The 19,886-nt window shown below is 69.3% G+C and carries 23 protein-coding genes; 13 read left to right on the forward strand and 10 right to left on the reverse strand.

Annotation, left to right across the window (positions count from 1 at the left end; all coding sequences use genetic code 11):
• From AC0HS0_RS04890 to AC0HS0_RS04905, 4 genes are all read left to right on the forward strand, one after another.
• Positions 1–199, forward strand: a 199-nt coding sequence (locus AC0HS0_RS04890; RefSeq protein ID WP_472962035.1) for a Rieske 2Fe-2S domain-containing protein, incomplete at its 5' end; no start/stop codon positions are given.
• 4 nt (positions 200–203) lie between these two features.
• Positions 204–998 (forward strand): Fe-S cluster assembly ATPase SufC, encoded by a 795-nt coding sequence (gene sufC / locus AC0HS0_RS04895; RefSeq protein ID WP_472962037.1) that lies wholly within the window; start codon positions 204–206, stop codon positions 996–998.
• Positions 999–1,025: 27 nt separating this feature from the next.
• Positions 1,026–1,355, forward strand: coding sequence for a metal-sulfur cluster assembly factor (locus tag AC0HS0_RS04900; RefSeq protein ID WP_055916008.1), 330 nt, complete (start codon positions 1,026–1,028; stop codon positions 1,353–1,355).
• A 99-nt stretch (positions 1,356–1,454) separates the two neighbouring features.
• Positions 1,455–3,053, forward strand: coding sequence for an ABC-F family ATP-binding cassette domain-containing protein (locus tag AC0HS0_RS04905; protein WP_472962038.1), 1,599 nt, complete (start codon positions 1,455–1,457; stop codon positions 3,051–3,053).
• 13 nt (positions 3,054–3,066) lie between these two features.
• On the opposite strand, the gene AC0HS0_RS04910 is transcribed toward AC0HS0_RS04905, so the two are convergent.
• From AC0HS0_RS04910 to AC0HS0_RS04920, 3 genes are read right to left on the reverse strand one after another with little or no spacing between them, the layout of a single operon-like run.
• Positions 3,067–3,993 (reverse strand): SURF1 family cytochrome oxidase biogenesis protein, encoded by a 927-nt coding sequence (locus AC0HS0_RS04910; protein ID WP_472962039.1) that lies wholly within the window; start codon positions 3,991–3,993, stop codon positions 3,067–3,069.
• A complete protein-coding gene (locus AC0HS0_RS04915; protein WP_472962041.1) occupies positions 3,990–4,223 on the reverse strand; it encodes a hypothetical protein in 234 nt (77 codons plus the stop codon). The genes AC0HS0_RS04910 and AC0HS0_RS04915 overlap by 4 nt, the downstream gene beginning before the upstream one ends.
• Positions 4,220–4,525 (reverse strand): DUF3099 domain-containing protein, encoded by a 306-nt coding sequence (locus AC0HS0_RS04920; RefSeq protein WP_472962042.1) that lies wholly within the window; start codon positions 4,523–4,525, stop codon positions 4,220–4,222. Before AC0HS0_RS04920 ends, AC0HS0_RS04915 begins: the two co-directional genes overlap by 4 nt.
• 76 nt (positions 4,526–4,601) lie before the next feature.
• Between AC0HS0_RS04920 and fabG the strand changes: the two genes are divergently transcribed.
• Positions 4,602–5,312, forward strand: coding sequence for a 3-oxoacyl-ACP reductase FabG (gene fabG / locus AC0HS0_RS04925; RefSeq protein WP_472962044.1), 711 nt, complete (start codon positions 4,602–4,604; stop codon positions 5,310–5,312).
• Between the two features lie 11 nt (positions 5,313–5,323).
• On the opposite strand, the gene serB is transcribed toward fabG, so the two are convergent.
• Together serB and glgC are read right to left on the reverse strand one after the other, a co-directional pair.
• Positions 5,324–6,007: a phosphoserine phosphatase SerB gene (serB, locus tag AC0HS0_RS04930; protein ID WP_472962046.1), complete on the reverse strand. Its 684-nt coding sequence runs from the start codon at positions 6,005–6,007 to the stop codon at positions 5,324–5,326.
• Positions 6,004–7,248, reverse strand: a complete 1,245-nt coding sequence (glgC, locus tag AC0HS0_RS04935; RefSeq protein WP_472962048.1) for a glucose-1-phosphate adenylyltransferase — start codon at positions 7,246–7,248, stop codon at positions 6,004–6,006. The genes serB and glgC overlap by 4 nt, the downstream gene beginning before the upstream one ends.
• 47 nt (positions 7,249–7,295) lie before the next feature.
• On the opposite strand from glgC, the gene glgA reads away from it, so the two are divergent.
• The 3 genes from glgA (at position 7,296) to AC0HS0_RS04950 (ending at position 9,692) form a co-directional block, all read left to right on the forward strand.
• Entirely contained in the window at positions 7,296–8,483 is a 1,188-nt protein-coding gene (glgA, locus tag AC0HS0_RS04940) for a glycogen synthase (protein WP_472962050.1), read from the forward strand.
• 19 nt (positions 8,484–8,502) lie between these two features.
• A complete protein-coding gene (locus tag AC0HS0_RS04945; protein ID WP_472962051.1) occupies positions 8,503–9,303 on the forward strand; it encodes an ABC transporter ATP-binding protein in 801 nt (266 codons plus the stop codon).
• A gap of 137 nt (positions 9,304–9,440) precedes the next feature.
• Entirely contained in the window at positions 9,441–9,692 is a 252-nt protein-coding gene (locus AC0HS0_RS04950; protein WP_055916022.1) for a type B 50S ribosomal protein L31, read from the forward strand.
• A gap of 84 nt (positions 9,693–9,776) precedes the next feature.
• Here the strand turns inward: AC0HS0_RS04950 and AC0HS0_RS04955 are convergent, their stop codons facing one another.
• The 3 genes from AC0HS0_RS04955 to treS form a co-directional block, all read right to left on the reverse strand.
• A complete protein-coding gene (locus tag AC0HS0_RS04955; RefSeq protein WP_472962052.1) occupies positions 9,777–10,103 on the reverse strand; it encodes a DUF4190 domain-containing protein in 327 nt (108 codons plus the stop codon).
• A gap of 55 nt (positions 10,104–10,158) precedes the next feature.
• Complete coding sequence (locus AC0HS0_RS04960; protein WP_472962053.1) at positions 10,159–10,845, reverse strand: exonuclease domain-containing protein; 687 nt, start codon at positions 10,843–10,845, stop codon at positions 10,159–10,161.
• A 64-nt stretch (positions 10,846–10,909) separates the two neighbouring features.
• Positions 10,910–12,619: a maltose alpha-D-glucosyltransferase gene (treS, locus tag AC0HS0_RS04965; protein ID WP_472962054.1), complete on the reverse strand. Its 1,710-nt coding sequence runs from the start codon at positions 12,617–12,619 to the stop codon at positions 10,910–10,912.
• 154 nt (positions 12,620–12,773) lie between these two features.
• On the opposite strand from treS, the gene AC0HS0_RS04970 reads away from it, so the two are divergent.
• Both AC0HS0_RS04970 and AC0HS0_RS04975 read left to right on the forward strand, forming a co-directional pair.
• On the forward strand, positions 12,774–13,721 hold the full coding sequence (locus AC0HS0_RS04970) for an alpha/beta fold hydrolase (RefSeq protein ID WP_472962055.1): 948 nt from the start codon (positions 12,774–12,776) through the stop codon (positions 13,719–13,721).
• Positions 13,718–14,812 (forward strand): glycosyltransferase family 4 protein, encoded by a 1,095-nt coding sequence (locus AC0HS0_RS04975; RefSeq protein ID WP_472962056.1) that lies wholly within the window; start codon positions 13,718–13,720, stop codon positions 14,810–14,812. The genes AC0HS0_RS04970 and AC0HS0_RS04975 overlap by 4 nt, the downstream gene beginning before the upstream one ends.
• Before the next feature lie 4 nt (positions 14,813–14,816).
• Here AC0HS0_RS04975 and AC0HS0_RS04980 read toward each other — a convergent pair whose 3' ends face one another.
• Positions 14,817–15,416: a histidine phosphatase family protein gene (locus AC0HS0_RS04980; RefSeq protein ID WP_472962058.1), complete on the reverse strand. Its 600-nt coding sequence runs from the start codon at positions 15,414–15,416 to the stop codon at positions 14,817–14,819.
• A gap of 32 nt (positions 15,417–15,448) precedes the next feature.
• Complete coding sequence (locus AC0HS0_RS04985) at positions 15,449–16,318, reverse strand: Sir2 family NAD-dependent protein deacetylase (protein WP_472962059.1); 870 nt, start codon at positions 16,316–16,318, stop codon at positions 15,449–15,451.
• Positions 16,319–16,393: 75 nt separating this feature from the next.
• Between AC0HS0_RS04985 and AC0HS0_RS04990 the strand changes: the two genes are divergently transcribed.
• The 3 genes from AC0HS0_RS04990 to AC0HS0_RS05000 form a co-directional block, all read left to right on the forward strand.
• On the forward strand, positions 16,394–17,236 hold the full coding sequence (locus AC0HS0_RS04990; RefSeq protein WP_472962061.1) for a TrmH family RNA methyltransferase: 843 nt from the start codon (positions 16,394–16,396) through the stop codon (positions 17,234–17,236).
• Positions 17,237–17,258: 22 nt separating this feature from the next.
• The gene (locus AC0HS0_RS04995) at positions 17,259–18,518 is read left to right on the forward strand and encodes a D-alanyl-D-alanine carboxypeptidase family protein (RefSeq protein WP_472962063.1); all 1,260 of its coding nucleotides are present in this window, start codon (positions 17,259–17,261) and stop codon (positions 18,516–18,518) included.
• Between the two features lie 272 nt (positions 18,519–18,790).
• Positions 18,791–19,886 (forward strand): acyltransferase family protein (locus AC0HS0_RS05000; RefSeq protein WP_472962064.1); only part of this gene is annotated, 1,096 nt, incomplete at its 3' end.

The raw sequence follows: 19,886 nt of genomic DNA on the forward strand, positions 1-19,886 counted from the left end.
CACGCACGGCGAGATCTCGCTGTCCGAAGGCTTCATCGAGGGGGAGACGCTCGAATGCTGGGCGCACGGCTCCCAGTTCTCCCTCATCACCGGCAAGCCGCTCAACCTCCCGGCCTACGAGCCGGTCCCCGTCTTCCAGGTCGAGGTCATCGACGGAGACGTCTACATCGACCCGACCGCCACGAAAGAGATTCAGTAAGCACATGTCAGTCCTCGAGATCCGCGACCTGCACGTCACCGTCGAGACGGACCAGGGCACCAAGCCCATCCTCAACGGTGTCGACCTGACCATCCGCGAAGGTGAGATCCACGCCATCATGGGCCCTAACGGCTCGGGCAAGTCCACCCTCGCCTATACGATCGCCGGCCACCCGAAGTACACCGTCACCCGCGGCACCATCACGCTCGACGGCGAGGACGTCCTCGCGATGACCGTCGACGAGCGCGCCCGCGCAGGGCTCTTCCTCGCCATGCAGTACCCGGTCGAGATCCCCGGTGTCACCAACACCAACTTCCTCCGCACCGCGAAGACCGCGATCGACGGCCAGGCGCCGGCGATCCGCACCTGGGTCAAGGACGTCCGCGAGACCATGGGCCAGCTGCGCATGGACTCCTCGTTCGCCGAGCGCAACGTCAACGAGGGCTTCTCGGGCGGCGAGAAGAAGCGCAACGAGATCCTCCAGCTCGAGCTGCTCAAGCCCAAGTTCGCCGTTCTCGACGAGACCGACTCCGGCCTCGACGTGGACGCGCTCAAGGTGGTCTCGGAGGGCGTGAACCGCGCCAAGGCCAACACCGGCCTCGGCATCCTCCTGATCACGCACTACACGCGCATCCTCCGCTACATCAAGCCGGACTTCGTGCACGTGTTCGTCGCGGGCAAGGTCGCCGAGCAGGGCGGCCCCGAGCTCGCCGAGCGCCTGGAGGAGGAGGGCTACGACCGCTTCGTCGACGCCCCCGAGTCCGCGTCCGCCGCGGCGGCCGAGCTGGCCGAGGCCTGAGCGAGAGCCCGGAGGTAGAATTCCGATATGCCCGCCACGCTGAGCCCGGCGCTCTTCGACGAGGTCGAAGAGGCACTGAAGAACGTCATGGACCCGGAGCTCGGGATCAATGTCGTCGACCTGGGCCTCATCTATGATCTGGCCTGGGATGAGGAGAACAACGCCCTCATCATCTCGATGACGCTCACGAGCGCCGGCTGCCCGCTCACCGACGTGCTCGAGGAGCAGACCGCCGAGAGCCTCGACGGCATCGTCGAAGCCTTCCGCATCAACTGGGTGTGGATGCCGCCGTGGGGTCCGGAGCGGATCACCGACGACGGCCGCGACATGATGCGCGCCCTCGGCTTCGCCATCTAGAACCTTCTCGAATGGTCCCGACACGCCGCCTCCGGCACCGGAGCGACGGCGTGTCGGGACCACTCGTTTGCCAATTCACGAACGTAAAGGAACACCACTGTGCTCGCCGTGCACGATCTCGAACTCCGCGTCGGAGCGCGCCTGCTGATGGAGGACGTCAGCTTCCGTGTCGCCGACGGCGACAAGATCGGGCTCGTCGGCCGCAACGGGGCGGGCAAGACGACGCTCACGAAGGTGCTCGCGGGCGACCTCCTGCCGACGGCGGGCAAGGTCGATCGCACGGGTGAACTGGGCTACCTGCCCCAGGACCCGCGGTCGGGCAACCTCGACGACCTGGCGCGCACGCGCATCCTGGACGCCCGCGGCCTCGGCACGATCGTGCTGGGCATGCAGAAGGCCACGCACGACATGGCCAGCGACGACGCCGCGGTCTCCGCGGCCGCGATGAAGACGTACGGGCGGCTGGAGGAGCGGTTCCACCTGCTCGGCGGGTACGCCGCCGAGGCGGAGGCCGCCTCCATCGCCTCCAATCTGAACCTCCCCGACCGCATCCTCGACCAGCCGCTCAAGACCCTGTCGGGCGGTCAGCGGCGCCGCATCGAGCTCGCGCGCATCCTCTTCTCGAACGCGCGCACCATGATCCTGGACGAGCCCACCAACCACCTCGACGCCGACTCGGTCGTCTGGCTGCGCGACTTCCTCAAGAGCTACTCGGGTGGGTTCATCGTCATCTCGCACGACGTGGAGCTCGTCGGCGAGACGGTCAACCGGGTCTTCTACCTCGACGCCAACCGCCAGGTGATCGACATCTACAACATGGGCTGGAAGAACTACCAGCGCCAGCGGGCGGCCGACGAGGAGCGGCGCAAGAAGGAGCGCGCGAACGCCGAGAAGAAGGCGAGCGCCCTCCAGCTGCAGGCCGCGAAGTTCGGCGCCAAGGCGACCAAGGCGGCGGCCGCGCACCAGATGGTGGCGCGCGCCGAGAAGCTGCTCGCCGGCCTCGACGAGGTGCGCCAGGTCGATCGCGTCGCCAAGCTGCGCTTCCCGACGCCGGCCGCGTGCGGCAAGACCCCGCTGCAGGCGTCTGACCTGTCGAAGAGCTACGGTTCGCTGGAGATCTTCACGGCGGTCGACCTCGCCATCGACCGCGGCTCGAAGGTCGTGGTGCTCGGGCTCAACGGCGCGGGCAAGACGACGCTGCTGAGGATGCTCGCGGGTGTCGACGAGCCGGACACCGGGGAGGTCGAGCCGGGTCACGGCCTCCGGATCGGTTACTACGCGCAGGAGCACGAGACGATCGACGTCGAGCGTTCCGTGCTGCAGAACATGGTGTCGTCGTCGCCGAACCTCACCGAGACGGAGGCCCGCAAGGTGCTGGGCTCGTTCCTGTTCACGGGCGATGACGCGCACAAGCCGGCCGGAGTGCTGTCGGGCGGCGAGAAGACCAGGCTGGCGCTGGCGATGATCGTCGTCTCCGGCGCGAACGTGCTGCTGCTCGACGAGCCGACCAACAACCTCGACCCCGCGAGCCGCGACGAGATCCTGGACGCGCTGGCGCACTACGAGGGCGCCGTCGTGCTGGTGAGCCACGACGAGGGAGCGGTCGAGGCGCTGAATCCCGAGCGCGTCCTCATCCTCCCCGACGGCGTCGAGGACCACTGGAACAGGGACTACCTCGAACTGATCTCGCTGGCCTGACGGCGCAGCCGGCTCAGCGGCCGGCGTCGAGGAGTTCGTCCTCCACGTCGGCGTCGCTGCGCTTCGCGGCCCGCCGGCGCTCGCGTTCGGCGGCACGCGCCTTCTCGGCGGGATCGTGCTCGTTGCGCTTGCGGTACTCGGTGCGCAGCGCGTAGCCGAGGCCGAAGAACCCGATGAGCGCGAAGATGATCCACTGGATCATGTACGACCAATGCAGCCCCTCGTCCTGCGTGGGCGGGTCGGTGACCGTCGGTGTCGGTGCGCTGGCCGGGTTCGGTTTCTGCGAGTCGAGCAGCCCGTACGCGCCCGTATAGACGTCGGCGTCGCCGAGCTTCTGCTTGACGACCGAGAGCTGGATGGTGCCGACCTGCATCCCGACGCCGGTGCGTCCCTGAATGGCGGGCTCGGAGGCCTTCAGGCGCGCGACGACGGTGACCGTTCCGGACGGCGCGGCGGGAACGTGGTCGGGCGCGTCGCTGTTGTTCCCGGTCGGCACCCAGCCGCGGTCGACGATGAAGAGCGAGCCGTCGGCGGTGCGCAGCGGAGTGAGCACCTCGAAGCCGGGGCTGCCGTTGAACGGGCGGTTGCGTGCCAGCAGTTCCTTGTCCGTCTCGTACGTGCCGGTCACGGTGACCCGGGTCCATTCCTGCTTCGGCGAGTACGCCCCGAGCGACGGCAGCTCGTCGGCGAGCGGAGCGGGGTGCGAGTAGAAGTTCTGCGAGATGAGCGCGTTGGCGGCTGCGGCCTCCTTGCTGCGGGCGAGCTGCCAGTTGGAGAGGAAGCCGCAGGCGATGGCGAAGACGATCGCGAACGCGAGATAGCCCAGCCAGCGCCGCGAGAACGCGAAGCCCCAGCCTCCAGGGGATCGCGAGGTGCTTTCGACGTCCGGCTGCTCCGGGAGGTCGGCGTCCTGCTGCTGCGGACGCTGGGTGGCGGTCACGCGCTGGTCCTCTCGCCGTGATCGTCGGCCACGGCGACGACGGTCACCGGGAACTCGCGCGCGGCCAGGAACTCGCGCAGGAAGTCCACGTGCTCGTCGCACGCGAGCCAGACCTTGACTCGATCGGCGGTGTGGATGCGCGGATTGCGCCACTCGATCCGCCAGGACGCGGTGTCGCCGCAGCCGGCACGCGAACACGTGAGCGGGGCCGGTTCGCCCAGTCCGATCACTCGTCCTCCTGTCGGTCGCCGTGCTCTCCCGGCGGAGGAGGCGCCATCGGAAGGATATTGCCCGGACGCTGTGCTTCTCCTTGACGCGGATCGGCTCCGACATTGGCGATGACGACGGCGAAGTACGGCAGGAAGATCGCGCCGACCAGCGGGATCGCCGCCCAGGGCCAGCCGATGAAGAGCGCGGCGATCACGCAGACGATGCGAACCCCCATGGCGACGGAGTATTTGATCATCCGGCGCTTGCGCTCTTCGTCCGGCGAGAGCGGAAGATTCGTGATGGACGGGCGTGGCTGCTTCATGTGCGTTGTCTCAAGCGTACGTCCATAAACTGGTACCCGGCCCGCACGGGGCCGATTCGTCGAAAGGACCGCCTCCATGACCACGCCACGCACCGTTCTCGTCACCGGAGGCAACCGCGGCATCGGCTACGCCATCGCGGAGGAGTTCCTGGCGCAGGGGCATCGCGTGGCCGTCACGGCCCGCTCCGGCGAGGGGCCGACCGGCGCCCTGACGGTGCGCGCCGACGTGACGGACGCGGCTTCGGTCGATGCGGCGTTCAGCCAGGTGGAGGCCGAGCTCGGCCCGGTCGAGGTCGTCGTGGCCAACGCGGGCATCACGAAGGACACGCTGCTCATGCGCATGAGCGACGAGGAGTTCGACACGGTCGTCGAGACGAACCTCGGCGGGGCGTTCCGCGTGGTCAAGCGCGCCTCCAAGGGCATGCTCAAGGCCCGCTGGGGCCGAGTCGTGCTCATCTCGAGCGTCGTCGGCCTCTACGGCTCGGCGGGTCAGGTGAACTACGCGGCCAGTAAGGCGGGCCTCGTCGGCATGGCGCGCTCGATCACGCGCGAGCTCGGCGCCCGCGGCATCACCGCCAACGTGGTCGCGCCCGGCTTCATCGAGACCGACATGACGGCCGCGCTGCCCGAAGCGCAGCAGGCCGACTACAAGAAGAACATCCCCGCCGGCCGTTTCGCGTCGCCGAACGAGGTCGCGCGCGTCGTCACCTGGGTGGCGGGCGACGATGCCGGGTATGTGTCGGGCGCGGTGATCCCGGTCGACGGCGGCCTCGGGATGGGTCACTGACGGACTGACGTTCAGCCGCGGAGGCCGAGCAGGGGGAGGACCTGGGCGAGATCCTGCCCGTCGATCACCAGGTCGGCCTCGGCGCGCACGCGCGGCTTGGCATTGAACGCGACCGCCAGCCCGGCCTCCGCCATCATGCGGAGGTCGTTGGCGCCGTCGCCGATCGCGACGGTCTGCCGCAGATGCACGCCGCACTCCGCCGCCCAGAACAGCAGCGCCTGCGCCTTCGCGGCGGCGTCGACGACGGGGCCGTCGACCTCGCCGGTCAGCGTGCCGTCGCTCACGGCGAGCCGGTTGGCGCGCCAGTGATCGAGGCCGAGTCGCTCGGCGAGCGGGTCGAGCAGCTCGTGGAATCCTCCCGACACCACGCCGACCTCGCCGCCGGCGGCCTGCACGCCGGCGATCAGCTCGGGCACGCCGTCGGTGACACGGATGCGTTCGCCGACGCGCTCGAAGACCTCCACCGGCAGCCCGGCGAGGGTGCGGACGCGCTCCCGGAGGCTCTCCTCGAAGTCCAGCTCGCCGCGCATGGCGCGCTCGGTGATGTCGGCGACCTCGGTCCGGCTGCCGGCCTCCTCGGCGAGCAGTTCGATGACCTCGTCATGGATGAGGGTGGAGTCGGCGTCGAGGACGACGAGGAACCGGGCGGCCCGCTCGGAGGGGCGGGAGCCGTCGTGGGGGTAGCCGGTGCTCATGGGACGACGTGCACGCCTTTGCCGACGACCGTGATGCCGGACTCGGTGACGGTGAACCCGCGCACACGGTCGCGGTCGGGATCGACGCCGATGCGGGCCCCCTCCGCCACGACGACGTCCTTGTCGAGGATCGCCCGGCCGACGAACGCGTTCGGCTCGATGACGGCGCGCTCGAACACGACGGAGTCCACGACCTTGGCCCCGGAGTCGACGGTCGCCCACGGGCCGAGCACGCTGCGCTCCAGGTGGGCGCCCGAGATCACGGAGCCGAGCGAGACGATCGAGTCGATCGTCGTGCCGAGCGCTCCGCGGCCGTCGCGGACGATCTTCGCCGGGGGCGAGTTGAGCACCTGACTGAAGATCGGCCACTCCCGGTTGTAGAGGTTGAAGACCGGCAGGGCCGAGATGAGGTCGGTGTGGGCTTCGAAGAAGGAGTCGATCGTCCCCACGTCGCGCCAGTAGTAGCGGTCGCGGTCGGTCGAACCGGGCACGTCGTTGTTGCTGAAGTCGTAGACCCCGGCCTCGCCTCGCGACACGAAGTCGGGGATGATGTCGCCGCCCATGTCGTGGTTGGAGTCGGGCCGGTCGCCGTCTCGCACCACCGCGTCGATGAGGGCGTCGGCGTCGAAGACGTAGTTGCCCATCGAGGCGAGCACCTCGTCGGGGGAGTCGGGCAGCCCCACCGGGTCCGTCGGCTTCTCGCGGAATGCGGCGATGCGGGAGGTGTCGTGCGCGTCGACCTCGATCACCCCGAACTGGTCGGCGAGCGCGATCGGCTGGCGGATGGCCGCGACGGTGGCCGCGGCTCCCGAGTCGATGTGCGCCTGCAGCATCTGGCCGAAGTCCATGCGGTAGACATGGTCGGCGCCCACCACGACGACGATGTCGGGGCGCTCGTCGCGCAACAGGTTGAGGCTCTGCAGGATGGCGTCGGCCGAGCCGCTGAACCAGCGCTTGCCGAGCCGCTGCTGGGCGGGCACCGACGCGATGTACGAGTTCAGCATCCCGTCGAGGCGCCAGGTCTGCGACACGTGGCGGTCGAGGCTGTGGGACTTGTACTGCGTGAGCACGACGATCTGGCGCAGCTGCGAGTTGATCAGGTTCGACAGCGCGAAGTCGATGAGGCGGTACTGACCGCCGAACGGCACGGCCGGCTTGGCGCGGTCGGCGGTCAACGGCATCAGCCGCTTGCCCTCTCCACCTGCGAGGACGATGCCGAAGATCTTCTTGCCTGCTGCCATAGGCACCACAGTAGAGGCAACCGGGGGGCTGTACTAGCGTTCTCGACATGCGCGTTGATCTTCTGACCAAGGAGTACCCGCCGGACATCTACGGCGGCGCCGGGGTGCACGTGACCGAGCTGGTCCGTGCCCTCAGAACGGATACTGAAGTGCGCGTGCGCTGCTTCGGCGAGCCGCGCGACGAGGCCGACACCTTCGCTTACCGGGTGCCGGCGGAGCTCGCCGCGGCCAACGGGTCGATCACGACCCTTGGGGTCGACCTCCAGATGGCCCAGGACTGCGGCGGCGCGGACGTCGTCCACTCGCACACCTGGTACGCCAACGCCGGGGGCCACCTCGCGAAGCTCCTCCACGGCGTCCCGCACGTGGTCACCGCGCACAGCCTCGAGCCGCTGCGGCCGTGGAAGGCCGAGCAGCTCGGCGGCGGTTACCGGGTCTCGAGTTGGATCGAGAAGACCGCCTTCGAGGCGGCGGACACCGTGATCGCCGTCTCCGACGGGATGCGCCGCGACATCCTCGCCTCGTACCCGTCGCTCGACCCGCAGAAGGTCACCGTGGTCTACAACGGCATCGACCTCCAGCGCTGGACGCCGCTGCACGACGACGACAAGGCGCGTGCGCTCGGCATCGACCCGGACCGGCCGTCGGTCATCTTCGTCGGCCGGATCACGCGCCAGAAGGGCTTGCCGTACCTCCTTCGGGCCGCGCGGCTGCTGCCGCCTGAGGTGCAGGTGATCCTGTGCGCCGGCGCGCCGGACACGCCAGAGATCCTCGCGGAGGTGACCGGGTTGGTGGACGGGCTGAAGGCCGAGCGCGACGGCGTCGTCTGGATCGACCGGCTGCTGCCGAACGACGAGCTGCGGGCCGCGCTCACGGCCTCCACCGTGTTCGTCTGCCCGTCGATCTACGAACCGCTCGGCATCGTGAACCTGGAGGCGATGGCGTGCGGTCTCCCGGTCGTCGGGACGGCGACCGGAGGCATCCCCGAGGTGATCGTCGACGGCGTGACCGGGCGGCTCGTGCCGATCGAGCAGCTGCAGGACGGCACGGGCACTCCCACCGATCCGGAGACGTTCGTCCGCGACCTGGCGGCGGCGCTCACGGAGGTCGTGAGCGATCCCGAGCGTGCGGCGCGCATGGGCGCGGCCGGTCGCGACCGCGCCGAGACCGAGTTCAGCTGGACCGCCATCGCCGAGCAGACCCGCGCCGTCTACCGGTCGTTGACGTCCTCCTGACGCCGGTAGGCTAGACGGCATGGCAGGCAGTGTTCTCCGACTTCACGACGTGTCCGTTGTCCGGGACGGCAACCCCGTCCTCCAAGGCGTCGACTGGACGGTGGAGCCGGACGAGCGCTGGGTGATCCTCGGTCCCAACGGCGCAGGCAAGACGACCATGCTGCAGATCGCGGCGGCCGCCTTCCACCCGTCGTCGGGGGAGGCCGTGGTGCTCGGTGAGACCGTCGGCCACAGCGACCTGGCCGAGTTGCGCCCGCTGCTCGGGTTCGCCTCCACGGCGCTCGCCCGCCGCATCCCGCGCACCGAGCGCGTGCTCGACGTCGTGATGACCGCCGCGTACGCCGTGACCGGCCGCTGGAACGAGCTCTACGAGGAGATCGACGAGCGCCGCGCCCGTCGTGTGCTCGCGGAGTGGCACTTGGAGCACCTCTCCGAGCGCACCTTCGGCAGCCTGAGCGACGGCGAGCAGAAGCGCGTGCAGATCGCCCGGTCGGTCATGACCGACCCCGAGATCCTGCTGCTCGACGAGCCGGCCGCCAGCCTCGACCTCGGTGGTCGCGAAGAGCTCGTTCAGCTGCTCGGCGGCTACGCGAGCGACCCGAAGTCGCCGGCGATCGTCATGGTCACCCACCACGTCGAGGAGATCCCGGTCGGCTTCAACCGTGCCCTGCTGCTCAAGGACGGCCGCATCGCGGCGCAGGGCCCGATCGAGGAGGTCCTGACCAGCGAGTCGCTGAGCGAGACGTTCGGGATCGACGTCGAGCTCACCGAGACCGCGGGCCGGTACACCGCCCGGGCGCGTCAGGCGTCAGCCGACTGACAGATCTGCTAAACTCGTTAGCTGGTTCTCCTTCATCGTGTCCGCTCTGCGGCAGGTGAGAACCGAAAAAGCTTCCCGTCGGCGCGCTTTCGCGCGCAGACACGACCGACCGAACACTACGCAACAAGGAAGTCCTCATGAAGACTGGCATCCACCCCGACTACGCCCCCGTGGTTTTCCGCGACCTGGCCTCGGGTGCGACGTTCCTGACCCGCTCCACCGTGACCAGCGAGAAGACCATCGAGTGGGAGGACGGCAACACCTACCCCGTCATCGACGTCGAGATCTCGTCCGAGTCGCACCCGTTCTACACGGGCAAGCAGCGCATCCTCGACTCGGCCGGCCGCGTCGAGAAGTTCAACACGCGCTACAAGAACTTCGGCAAGTAAGCCGCATCGCAGAAGACCCCGCCCTGCGTCCTTCGGGACGCAGCGCGGGGTCTCTGCGTTGTGCGGCGGGAGGTTCGTGAGACCTCAGTAGGTCGTGTTGCCTTGGGAGGCCGCGATGCCGAGCGCGATCAGCACGAAGATGAAGACGAGGATGCCGATGGCGACCTCGACGAAGCCGATGATGACGGCGGCCAGTGCGAGGCCGCGTCCCTGCTCGCCGGTGCGCTTGATCTGGGAGAGGGCGACGAAGCCCAGGATGATGCCGACGATGCTGACGAAGAACGCGAGGATGAACGCGACGATCGACATGGTGTTGTAACCGGCCGGCTGCGGCGCCTGGTACGCGCCGTATTGAGGTTGCTGCGGCTGCTGCGGAGGCAGGGGCTGCGGGTTCAGATTCGGATCACTCATGGCACCGAGGGTAGCGGGCCGCCAGACGCGCAGCCAGACCCCAGAAACCGGGGCGTCAGCGAATCGGCCAGAGCCCTGAGGCGGTGAACTCGGGATCGCGCGCGCGACGCATGTACTCCTGGAAGTCGGCGGCCTGCTCGCGGCACCAGTCGATCTGCTTGGTGTGCAGCTCGGCGGCCGCGATCGACAGCACCTCGCCGTGCTCGCGCACGAGCGCTTGCGCCAGCCGGCCCGCGGCGATCGCGTCGGCGGCGGCGTCGTGCGCGGCGATGAGCTCGACACCGTAGTGCGTGGCGGTGACGGTCAGCGTGCGCTTGCCGGGGCGGAAGCGGTCCACCGCGCGATCGATGACCAGCGGGTCGATGATGGGGCCGGGGGAGGCGAGCGGCTCGATCCCGTGCCGGCGCGCCTCCCGGTCGAGCAGCGTGAAGTCGTACGGGGCGTTGTAGGCCACGACGGGGATGCCACGGTCGAACAGCCGGCGCAGCTGGTCGACGATCGCCTCGACGCCCGCGCCGGCGTCCATGCCCTTCTCGCGGGCGAGCTCGGTGGTGATGCCGTGCACCGCGGTGGCCTCCTGCGGAATCTCGACCTCGGGGTCGAGCAGCCAGTACCGGCCGTGCTTCACCTCGCCGTCCGGCCCGAGCAGGCCGACGTGGGCCGTCACGATCCGCGCCGATTCGACATCGACACCCGTTGTCTCGAGATCGAAGACGCCGAGTTCGTGATGCCAGTTGCTCATGCAGCCAGCGTAGGAACGACCGCTGTCACTCTCGTGCAGCGCCGCAGGCGCGCCGCAGAAACAGCTAAGCCCGGCGTGGCTCGATGTGCAGCCAGTAGAAGCTCTGCGTACCCAGCGTCAGCGTGAAGCGGCCGTCGTCGGCGACGGTCGGGAACTCCGCGCCGCCGAACAGGTCGTAGAGCACGCCTCCGGCGAATTCCGGAGCCTCCAGGCTCACGGAGACCGGGTTGTGCGCGAACGAGAAGACGCAGAGCACGTCCTCCGGCTGGTCGCCGAAGTGCGTGCCGCTGCCCTCGTAGCTGCGCACGAAGGCCAGCACCGACTCGTGGTCGGTGGGGAGCACGCGCATGTCGCCGAGCCCGAACACCGGGTGCGCCTTGCGCACGTGGATGACGTTGCGGATCCAGTGCAGCAACGAGCGGGACTGTGCGAGCTGCGCCTCCACGTTCACCTGGTTGTAGTGGAAGACGAGCGACTGGACGATCGGGAGGAACAGCTTGCCCGGGTCGGCGGTCGAGAACCCGGCGTTGCGGTCGGGCGTCCACTGCATCGGGGTGCGCGAGCTGTCGCGGTCGGGCAGCCAGATGTTGTCGCCCATCCCGATCTCGTCGCCGTAGTAGAGGAACGGGCTGCCCTCGAGGGAGAACAGCAGGGCGTGCGCCAGCTCGAGTTCTGCCCGCGAGTTGTCGAGCAACGGGGCCAGCCGGCGCCGGATGCCGATGTTCGCGCGCATCCGCGGGTCGTACGCGTACCAGCCGTACATCGCCTGCCGGTATTCCTCGCTGACCATCTCGAGCGTGAGCTCGTCGTGGTTGCGCAGGAACACGCCCCAGGCGGAGCCGTCGGGCACGTCGGTCGTCTCGGACAGCACCCGGATGAGTTCGTTGGCCTGCTGGCTGCGCAGCGCGTAGAAGATGCGCGGCATCACGGGGAAGTCGAAGGCCATGTGGCACTCCGGCTCGTCGTGAGTGCCGAAGAACGCGGCGACCTCGCGGGGCCATTGGTTGGCCTCCGCGATCATCATCCGGCCGGGATACTCGCGGTCGACCATGGTCCGCATCTTCTTGATGAACTCGTGCGTGGGCGGCTCGCCCTCGCCGTTGCCCTCGTCGGACTCGTAGAGGTACGGGATGGCGTCCAGGCGGAAGCCGTCCACGCCGAGATCGAGCCAGAACCGCACGACGTCGAACATCGCGTCGTGCACGGCCGGGTTCTCGAAGTTGAGGTCGGGCTGGTGCGAGAAGAACCGGTGGAAGAAGTACTGCCGCCGCGCCTCGTCGAACGCCCAGTTGGAGTCCTCGGTGTCGACGAAGATGATGCGGATGTCCGGCCACTTGTCGTCGGTGTCGTTCCAGACGTAGAAGTCGCCGTACGGTCCCTCCGGATCGCTGCGCGACTGCTGGAACCACTCGTGCTGATCGGAGGTGTGGTTCATCGGGAGGTCGATGATGATGCGCATGTTGCGCTCGTGGGCCTTCGTGACGAGGTCGCGGAACTCCTCGATCGTGCCGAACTCCGGCAGGATCGACTTGAAGTCCGAGACGTCGTAGCCGCCGTCGCGCAGGGGGGACTGGAAGAACGGCGGCAGCCACAGCGCGTCGATGCCGAGCCACTGCAGGTAGTCGAGCTTGGAGGTGAGGCCCGCGATGTCGCCGGAGCCGTCGCCGTTGCTGTCGACGAACGACCGCACCATGACCTCGTAGAACACCGCTTTGCGGTACCACTGGGGGTCGAGCGCCAGCCCAGGCAGCGTGATGGGAGCGGTGAAGCTCACGGTTCTCCTTCTCGAGCGCGGGGCCCGCGGGTCGTGCACCTGGGGCATGCAAGCGATTACATCCAGTGAAGTCTAGGACCTCCGCGCCCTGCGCTGTCCAGTCCTCGGCGAGCATTCACGGTGCGCAGGGAGGCGCCGCTTAGACTGGACGGCGATGACCTCCTCGACACGGTACGCCGCCTCTCCGTACGCGGAGGCGCTGGGCCGCGTCCCCGTGCGCCGCGGTGAACTCGCGCTGTTCGGCGGGATGACGCGGTACTGGGAGTACGGCGAGACGGATGCGCACACGACGCTCGTGCTGGTGCACGGCTTCCGCGGCGACCACCACGGGCTCGAGCCCGTCGTGGCGCAGCTGAGCGGTCTGCGGCTGATCTCGCCCGATCTCCCCGGCTTCGGCGAGTCGACCCCGATGACCGAGCACGACCACGACATCCACGGCTACTCGCGGTGGCTGCGCGCGTTCGTGGCGGCCCTCCACCTCGACGGACGTGTCGTGCTGCTCGGCCACTCGTTCGGGTCGATCGTCGTGTCGGCGACGCTGGCCGACGCGGACGCGCCCCGGCCGGACTCCGTCGTGCTCGTCAACCCCATCGGCCAGCCGGCGCTGGCCGGTCCGCGCGGTGTGCTGACGCGGCTCGCGATCTTCTACTACCGGCTCGCCGCCGCGCTGCCGGAGCGCCTCGGCTTCGCACTGCTGCGCAACCGCGTGATCGTGCGCGTCATGAGCGAGGCGATGGCCAAGACGCGCGACCGCGGGCTGCGCTCCTGGATCCACGGGCAGCACGACAGCTACTTCTCGGCGTTCAGCGACCGGAGGGTGGTGCTGCAAGCCTTCCGTGCTTCCGTCGCGCACGACGTCAGCGAATATGCGGCGCGCATTCCGGAGCCGACGCTCCTGGTCGCGGCCGTCGACGACGACATCACCCCGATCGCAGCGGAACGGCGGCTCCGCGGGCTCTTCCCGGACGCCCGCCTCGTCGAGATCCCCGACGTCGGGCACCTCATCCACTACGAGAAGCCGGTGGAGGCCGCGCGCGCCATCGAGGCCTTCCTCGCCGAGCAAGGGCTGCTCTCGCCCGCTCGCGCGGAGGGCACCGCGTGAGGATCCTCTTCGACTGCCGGTACACCCGCGTCGGGCGCCACGACGGGATCAGCCGGTTCACGGCGGGCCTGGTGGGCGCGCTCGCCGAGCGGCACGCGGTGACCATGCTGATCAGCGACCACCGTCAGCTCGAGCTGCTGCCCGACCTCCCGTGGGAGCTCATCGCGTCGCCGACCGCCGTCGGCGAGCCGTGGATCGCACGGACGGTCAACAAGCTGAAGCCCGACGTCGTGTTCACTCCCATGCAGACGATGGGCGGCTTCGGACGGCGCTACCGGCTGGTGCTGACCGTCCACGACCTCATCTACTACCGCCACCCCACGCCGCCGCGCGATCTGCCTGGCTTCGTACGGGTGCTCTGGAGGCTGTACCACCTGGCGTGGTGGCCGCAGCGGCTGCTGCTCAACCGGTCGGACGCCGTGGTGACGGTGTCGGAGACCACCAAGGCGTTGATCGCCGAGCACAAGCTGACCCGGCGCCCTGTGTCCGTGGTCCCGAACGCCGCGGACATGCCGCCGATCCCGGAGGAGCGCGCTGCCCGCACGCAGGCCGAGTCGAAGAGCCTCGTCTTCATGGGGTCGTTCATGCCGTACAAGAACGTGGACACCCTGGTCCGCGCCGCGGCGCAGCTGCCCGACTACCGCCTCCACCTGATGAGCCGGGTGACGCCCGCTGAGCGGGATCGGCTCAGCGCCCTCGCCCCCGGCGCGCAGCTGGTCTTCCACGACGGAGCGACCGACGAGGACTACGCAGAGACTTTGGCGCACGCGACGGCTCTCGTCACGGCCTCCCACGACGAAGGGTTCGGCATCCCGCTCGTCGAATCGATGGCCCTCGGAACCCCGGTCGTCGTGAGCGACATCCCCATCTTCCGCGAGATCGGCGGGCGTTCGGCGCTGTACTTCCCGGCCGACGACGCCGAGGCGCTCGTCGCCCGCATCCGGCACCTGGAGGAGCCCGGCGTCTGGGCCGAGCGCTCGGCCGGCTCGCGCGCGGAGGCCGCCCGGTACACCTGGACGACATCCGCCGAGCGCCTGCTCACGGTGCTCACCGCGACGGCTGCACGCGCGAAACGGCGTAGCGACCGCTGAGCGGTCAGAGCACGGAGGCCGTGAACAGGTCGCGGTCTTCCGGACCGAGGTTGAAGCGGTCGAGGGTCAAGCGGCCGTCGTCGTACCGGAACCGGTGGACCGAGCCGTTCGGGATCACCTCGCCGGGCCCGGGGAGGGCGTGGTCGGTCACGTGGCGCACGAGCGAGCCGATGACGCCGCCGTGGCTGACCACGATGAGGCTCTCGCCGGGGTGGGCGTCGCCGAGCTCGAGCAGGGCGGGAAGTGCGCGCTCCACGACCTCCTCGCGGGTCTCGCGGCCCGGCACGGGAGTGCCCTCCGGCCAGCGCTCGAGGATCTCCGCGCCGGTCAGCCCCTCCGCCTCGCCGTAGCGGCGCTCGGCGATCGCGGGCAGACGCTCCGGCTCGCCGAGGCCGAGGTGCGTTGCGATGATGCGCGCCGTGTCGACCGCACGGCTGAGCGGGCTGGCGAAGACCGCGTCGAACCGGCCGCCGGCGAGCGCGCGCCCGGTCGCGTCGGCCTGCGCGCGGCCGGTGCCGTTGAGGGGGATGTCGCTGGAGCCCTGGATGCGCTTGGCCAGGTTCCAGTCGGTCTGGCCGTGCCGCACGAGCGAGATGAAGGTCACGCACGTCCTTTCGTCGAAGGACGCGCGTCGTGCTAGGCGAGTCGGTGAGCGAGCTCGACCAGCGTCTCGGTGGTCCCGCCGTCCAGCTTAATGGCGGCGCGGTTGTCGCCCTTGGTCTCGCCCCGGTTGACGATCACGATCGGGAGTCGCTTGCGCCGGGCCTCCTCGAGGAGGCGGATGCCGGAGTTGACGACCAGCGACGACCCGGCGATGACGAGCGCGTCGGCGCCGCGCACGAGCGCGCTGGCCTCCCGGTACTTCTCGGCGGGGATGAACTCGCCGAAGAAGACGACGTCGGGCTTCAGATGGCCGCCGCAGACGGTGCAGTCGGGCACGACGAACGAGTCGACGTCGGTGACGATGGCGTCGCCGTCCGGAGCGATCTCCACTGCGCCCTCGGCGTCGAGCCACGGGTTCGCGGCGTCGATGCGCGCCGTGATCGCTTCGCGCGCGAAGATCTGGCCGCAGACCAGGCAGAGCACACGATCCATCGAGCCGTGCAGGTCGACGACGCGCCGGCTGCCCGCCTGCTTGTGGAGGCCGTCGACGTTCTGCGTGATGACGCCGTTTGCGGCGCCCGCGGCCTCCAGTGCGGCGAGGGCACGATGCCCGTCGTTGGGGTGCGCCGCGGCGAACCGGCGGTAGCCCAGGTGGCTGCCGGCCCAGTACCGCTTGCGGTACCGGTCGTCGGCGAGGAACTGCTGGAACGTCATCGGGGTGCGCTTGGGCGCGCCCTCCCCGCGGTAATCGGGAATGCCCGAATCGGTGGAGACGCCGGCTCCCGTGAGCACCGCGAACGTCAGGCCGGCGAGCAGCGACTCGGCCAGGTCGATGCCGCGGGACAGCTCGGGGGAGAGCTCCGTCGTCAGTGTGGCCGCGCGTGCCTCCGTGGTCACAGTCACCTCCCGGTCGATCCTCACTGGAGTCTAAACCGGCTGCTTTTCGGATTTGTTTCCGTCGACTGGCAATCTGGACGGGTGCAGATCCATCGTGTGACCGACCTGACCGCCGACGGCCTCGCCGACTACTCGCGTCTGACCGACGTAGCGCTGCGACGCGTGAGCGAGCCGGAGGGCGGTCTCTACATCGCCGAATCCACCAAGGTGATCACACGCGCGCTGGCGGCCGGGCACCGCCCACGCTCCGTGCTGCTGCAGGAGCAGTGGCTCGACGACGTCGCGCCGTTGCTGGAGCCGTTCCCCGACGTGCCCGTGTTCGTGGGGGAGTCCGCTCTGCTCGAGCAGCTGACCGGGTACCACCTGCACCGGGGCGCTCTCGCCGCGATGCACCGGCCCGAGCTTCCCGACCCGCGCGAACTGCTCGCCGGAGCCCGGCGGGTCGTCGTCCTCGAAGACATCGTCGACCACACCAACGTCGGGGCGATCTTCCGCAGCGTCGCCGGTCTCGGCGCCGATGCGGTGCTCGTCAGTCCGCGCTGCGCCGACCCGCTGTACCGGCGCAGCGTGCGGGTGAGCATGGGGACCGTGCTGCAGGTGCCGTGGACCCGGCTGCCGGAGTGGGACGAGGCCGCGCCGTTGCTGCACGACGCGGGGTTCGAGCTCGCGGCGCTCGCTCTCGCCGATGAGGCGGTCTCGCTCGACGCGTACGCCGCCGACGCGCCGGAGCGGGTCGCCCTGGTGTTCGGGGCGGAGGGCGACGGGCTCAGCCGACGGGCGCTCGCGGCCGCGGACACCGTCGTGACGATCCCGATGCTGCACGGCGTGGACTCGCTCAACGTCGCGTCGGCGAGCGCCGTCGTGCTGTGGGCGATGCGACCGGCCGAGTCTGCCGGGACGGGCGCGTTCTCAGGAGATGCCTGAGCATCTTCCGTAGACTCCGAGGGTGCCCCAGCAAGTCCTCGCCGATCCGCCGCGCCGTCTGAACCGCAAGCAGGTCTACCGTCGTCGCCGGATCGCCGTCTTCGGCGTCGGGGGCGTGCTGCTGGTGGCACTGCTCTACCTCGCGGGCTCGATCGTCACCCCGGTGCCCGCCACCGCCGCGGTGACCCAGCATGAGAAGGCGCTCACCCAGGCGGCCGCTCAGCTCGCCTGGCCCGGCTACGGATCGGCGGCCATCACCGCGCCCGACTATCCCGGTGCCACCGAGTACCACGGCAGCGACGCGAGCATGCCGATCGCCAGCATGACGAAGACGATCACCGCGCTCGTCGTGCTCGACGCCAAGCCGTTGGACGGCTCCTCGGAGGGTCCGACGATCTCGTTCACGCAGAAGGACGTCGACATCTGGAACGAGGTCATCGCCGACGGCGGCTCGTGGGCCCCGGTCAAGGCGGGGACCTCGATGACAGAGAAGCAGGCGATCACGGCGATGCTGCTCCCGTCGGCCAACAACTACGCGATCTCGCTCGCGAACTGGGCGTACGGGTCGACCTCTGCGTACGTCACGGCCGCGAATTCGTGGCTGAAGAGCAAGGGCTTCGGCGGTACGAAGGTCGTCACACCGGACGGTCTGGACCCCGGCAACGTCAGCAGCACCAAAGACCTGATCGGGCTCGGCAAGCTCGTGCTCGCCTCGCCGGTGCTGTCGTCGATCGTGTCGCAGAAGTCCGCGACGCTGCCGGGAGCAGGCGCCCAGGACAACACGAACGCGCTGCTCGGGGTGGACGGCGTCGACGGGATCAAGACCGGCAACACCGACGAGGCGGGATTCTGCCTGCTCTTCTCGGCAGAGGTGCCCGTCGGCAAGGTCAAGGTGCGGGTGCTCGGCGTGGTGCTCGGCGCGTCCGACCACGACACGCTCTGGGCCGGGGTGACCGGCCTGCTGACGAGCATGCAGGCCGGGTTCCACGAGGTGGACGCCGCGACCAGCGGGCAGGTGTTCGGCTCGTACACGACGCCGTGGGGCGCCTCGTCGAACCTGGTCGCCACCAGCGGCGAGACGCTCGTGGTGTGGTCGGACACCCCGATCCAGGTCGACCTCACGACGCGTCCCATCCAGTCGGGCTTCAAGGGCGACATCGTCGGGCGGATCTCGTTCACGCTCAACGGGGCGACGAAGACGATCGACCTCGCCCTGGCGAAGGACGTTCCCGATCCGGGATTCGGTTGGCGGTTGGCGCACCCGGGCGGTCTCGGCGCCTGACGCGCCCGACGTGGCTCGCGCATAGATGATTGCGCGGGTGACGGTCGGGGTGACCCGCGCCGCCTGACGCCAGGCGAGCAGCGGGGACGGCCTCTGGTGAGCGCCCGCGCGGCGTGATCGCCCCGCTACCGTCGATGTTTCACCGCACTCGACGAGGCCCGAAACACATGACGTCAGATACCCAGCCCCGTACCCGAGCAGAATCGGGCGCGCGCCGACGAGCGACTGCGACCCCGAAAAGCGGTATGCCGGCTGTGCGTGCGGTGAAGCGCATGGATTTGCAGGGGCTGCGCGCTCTCGCCGTCGGGCTGGTGATTCTCAATCATGCGTTCGAGTGGCCGGCCGGCGGTTTCGTCGGTGTCGACATCTTCTTCGTGATCTCCGGCTTCCTCATGACCTCCTTGCTCTACAGGGAGTACGAGCGCACCGGGACCATCCGCTTCTTCGCGTTCTACCGGCGTCGCATCCGTCGCCTCATCCCGGCGTCCGCGACCGTCATCGTGGCCACGCTGATCGGGGCCTTCGCGCTGTTCAGCACGGGCCGCTTCATGTCGACGGTGTGGGACGCCGTAGCGTCGCTCTTCTTCGTGTCGAACTGGCGGTACGCGGCCGAGGCGACGGACTATTTCGCCCAGGGCGCCCAGACCTCCCCGCTGCAGCACTACTGGTCGCTCAGCCTCGAAGAGCAGTACTACCTGGTCTGGCCGATCGCGGTGCTGGTGATCGCACTGCTCGTGGCCCGCGATCGTCATCCGCGCGTCACCGGCGCCCTCGTGACACTCGTCATCACGGCCGGGCTTTTCCTCGTCTCGTTGCAGCTCACTCAGGCCGACATCGCGACTGCGTACTTCATCACGCCGGCCCGCCTCTGGGAGCTGTCGGTCGGCGCGACCGTCGCGTTCTGCATGCCGCTGTTCGAACGTGTCCCCGCGATCGTGCGACCGATGATCATGCTCATCTCGCTTGCCGGCATGATCGCGGCGGCCGTGATCACCCCCTCCAGCGACGGGTTCCCAGCGCCATGGGCGCTCGTCGCCGTGCTCAGCGCCGCCGTGTTCATCGCGTTTCCGTGGCGCCCGGCACGCGCATCCTGGCTGAACCCCCTCGACAACCCGCTCCTGACGCACCTTGGCGATATCTCGTACTCGCTCTACCTCTGGCACTTCCCGGCGTTGATCCTCATCACCGAGGCCTTCCGTGGCCTGCCCGGCGACAAGACACCGATCCCGGCCGTGGTGTCGATCGTCGTGACGCTCATCGTGGCAGAACTCTCCTTCCGGTTCGTCGAGGAGACCGTCCGGCGCTCCCGCTGGCTCGAGCCGAACCCGAGGAGTCGCCGTAGCGGCGCTCGCGTGACGCAGCTCCAAA

The organism is Leifsonia sp. PARNA 1/14, from assembly GCF_055720965.1.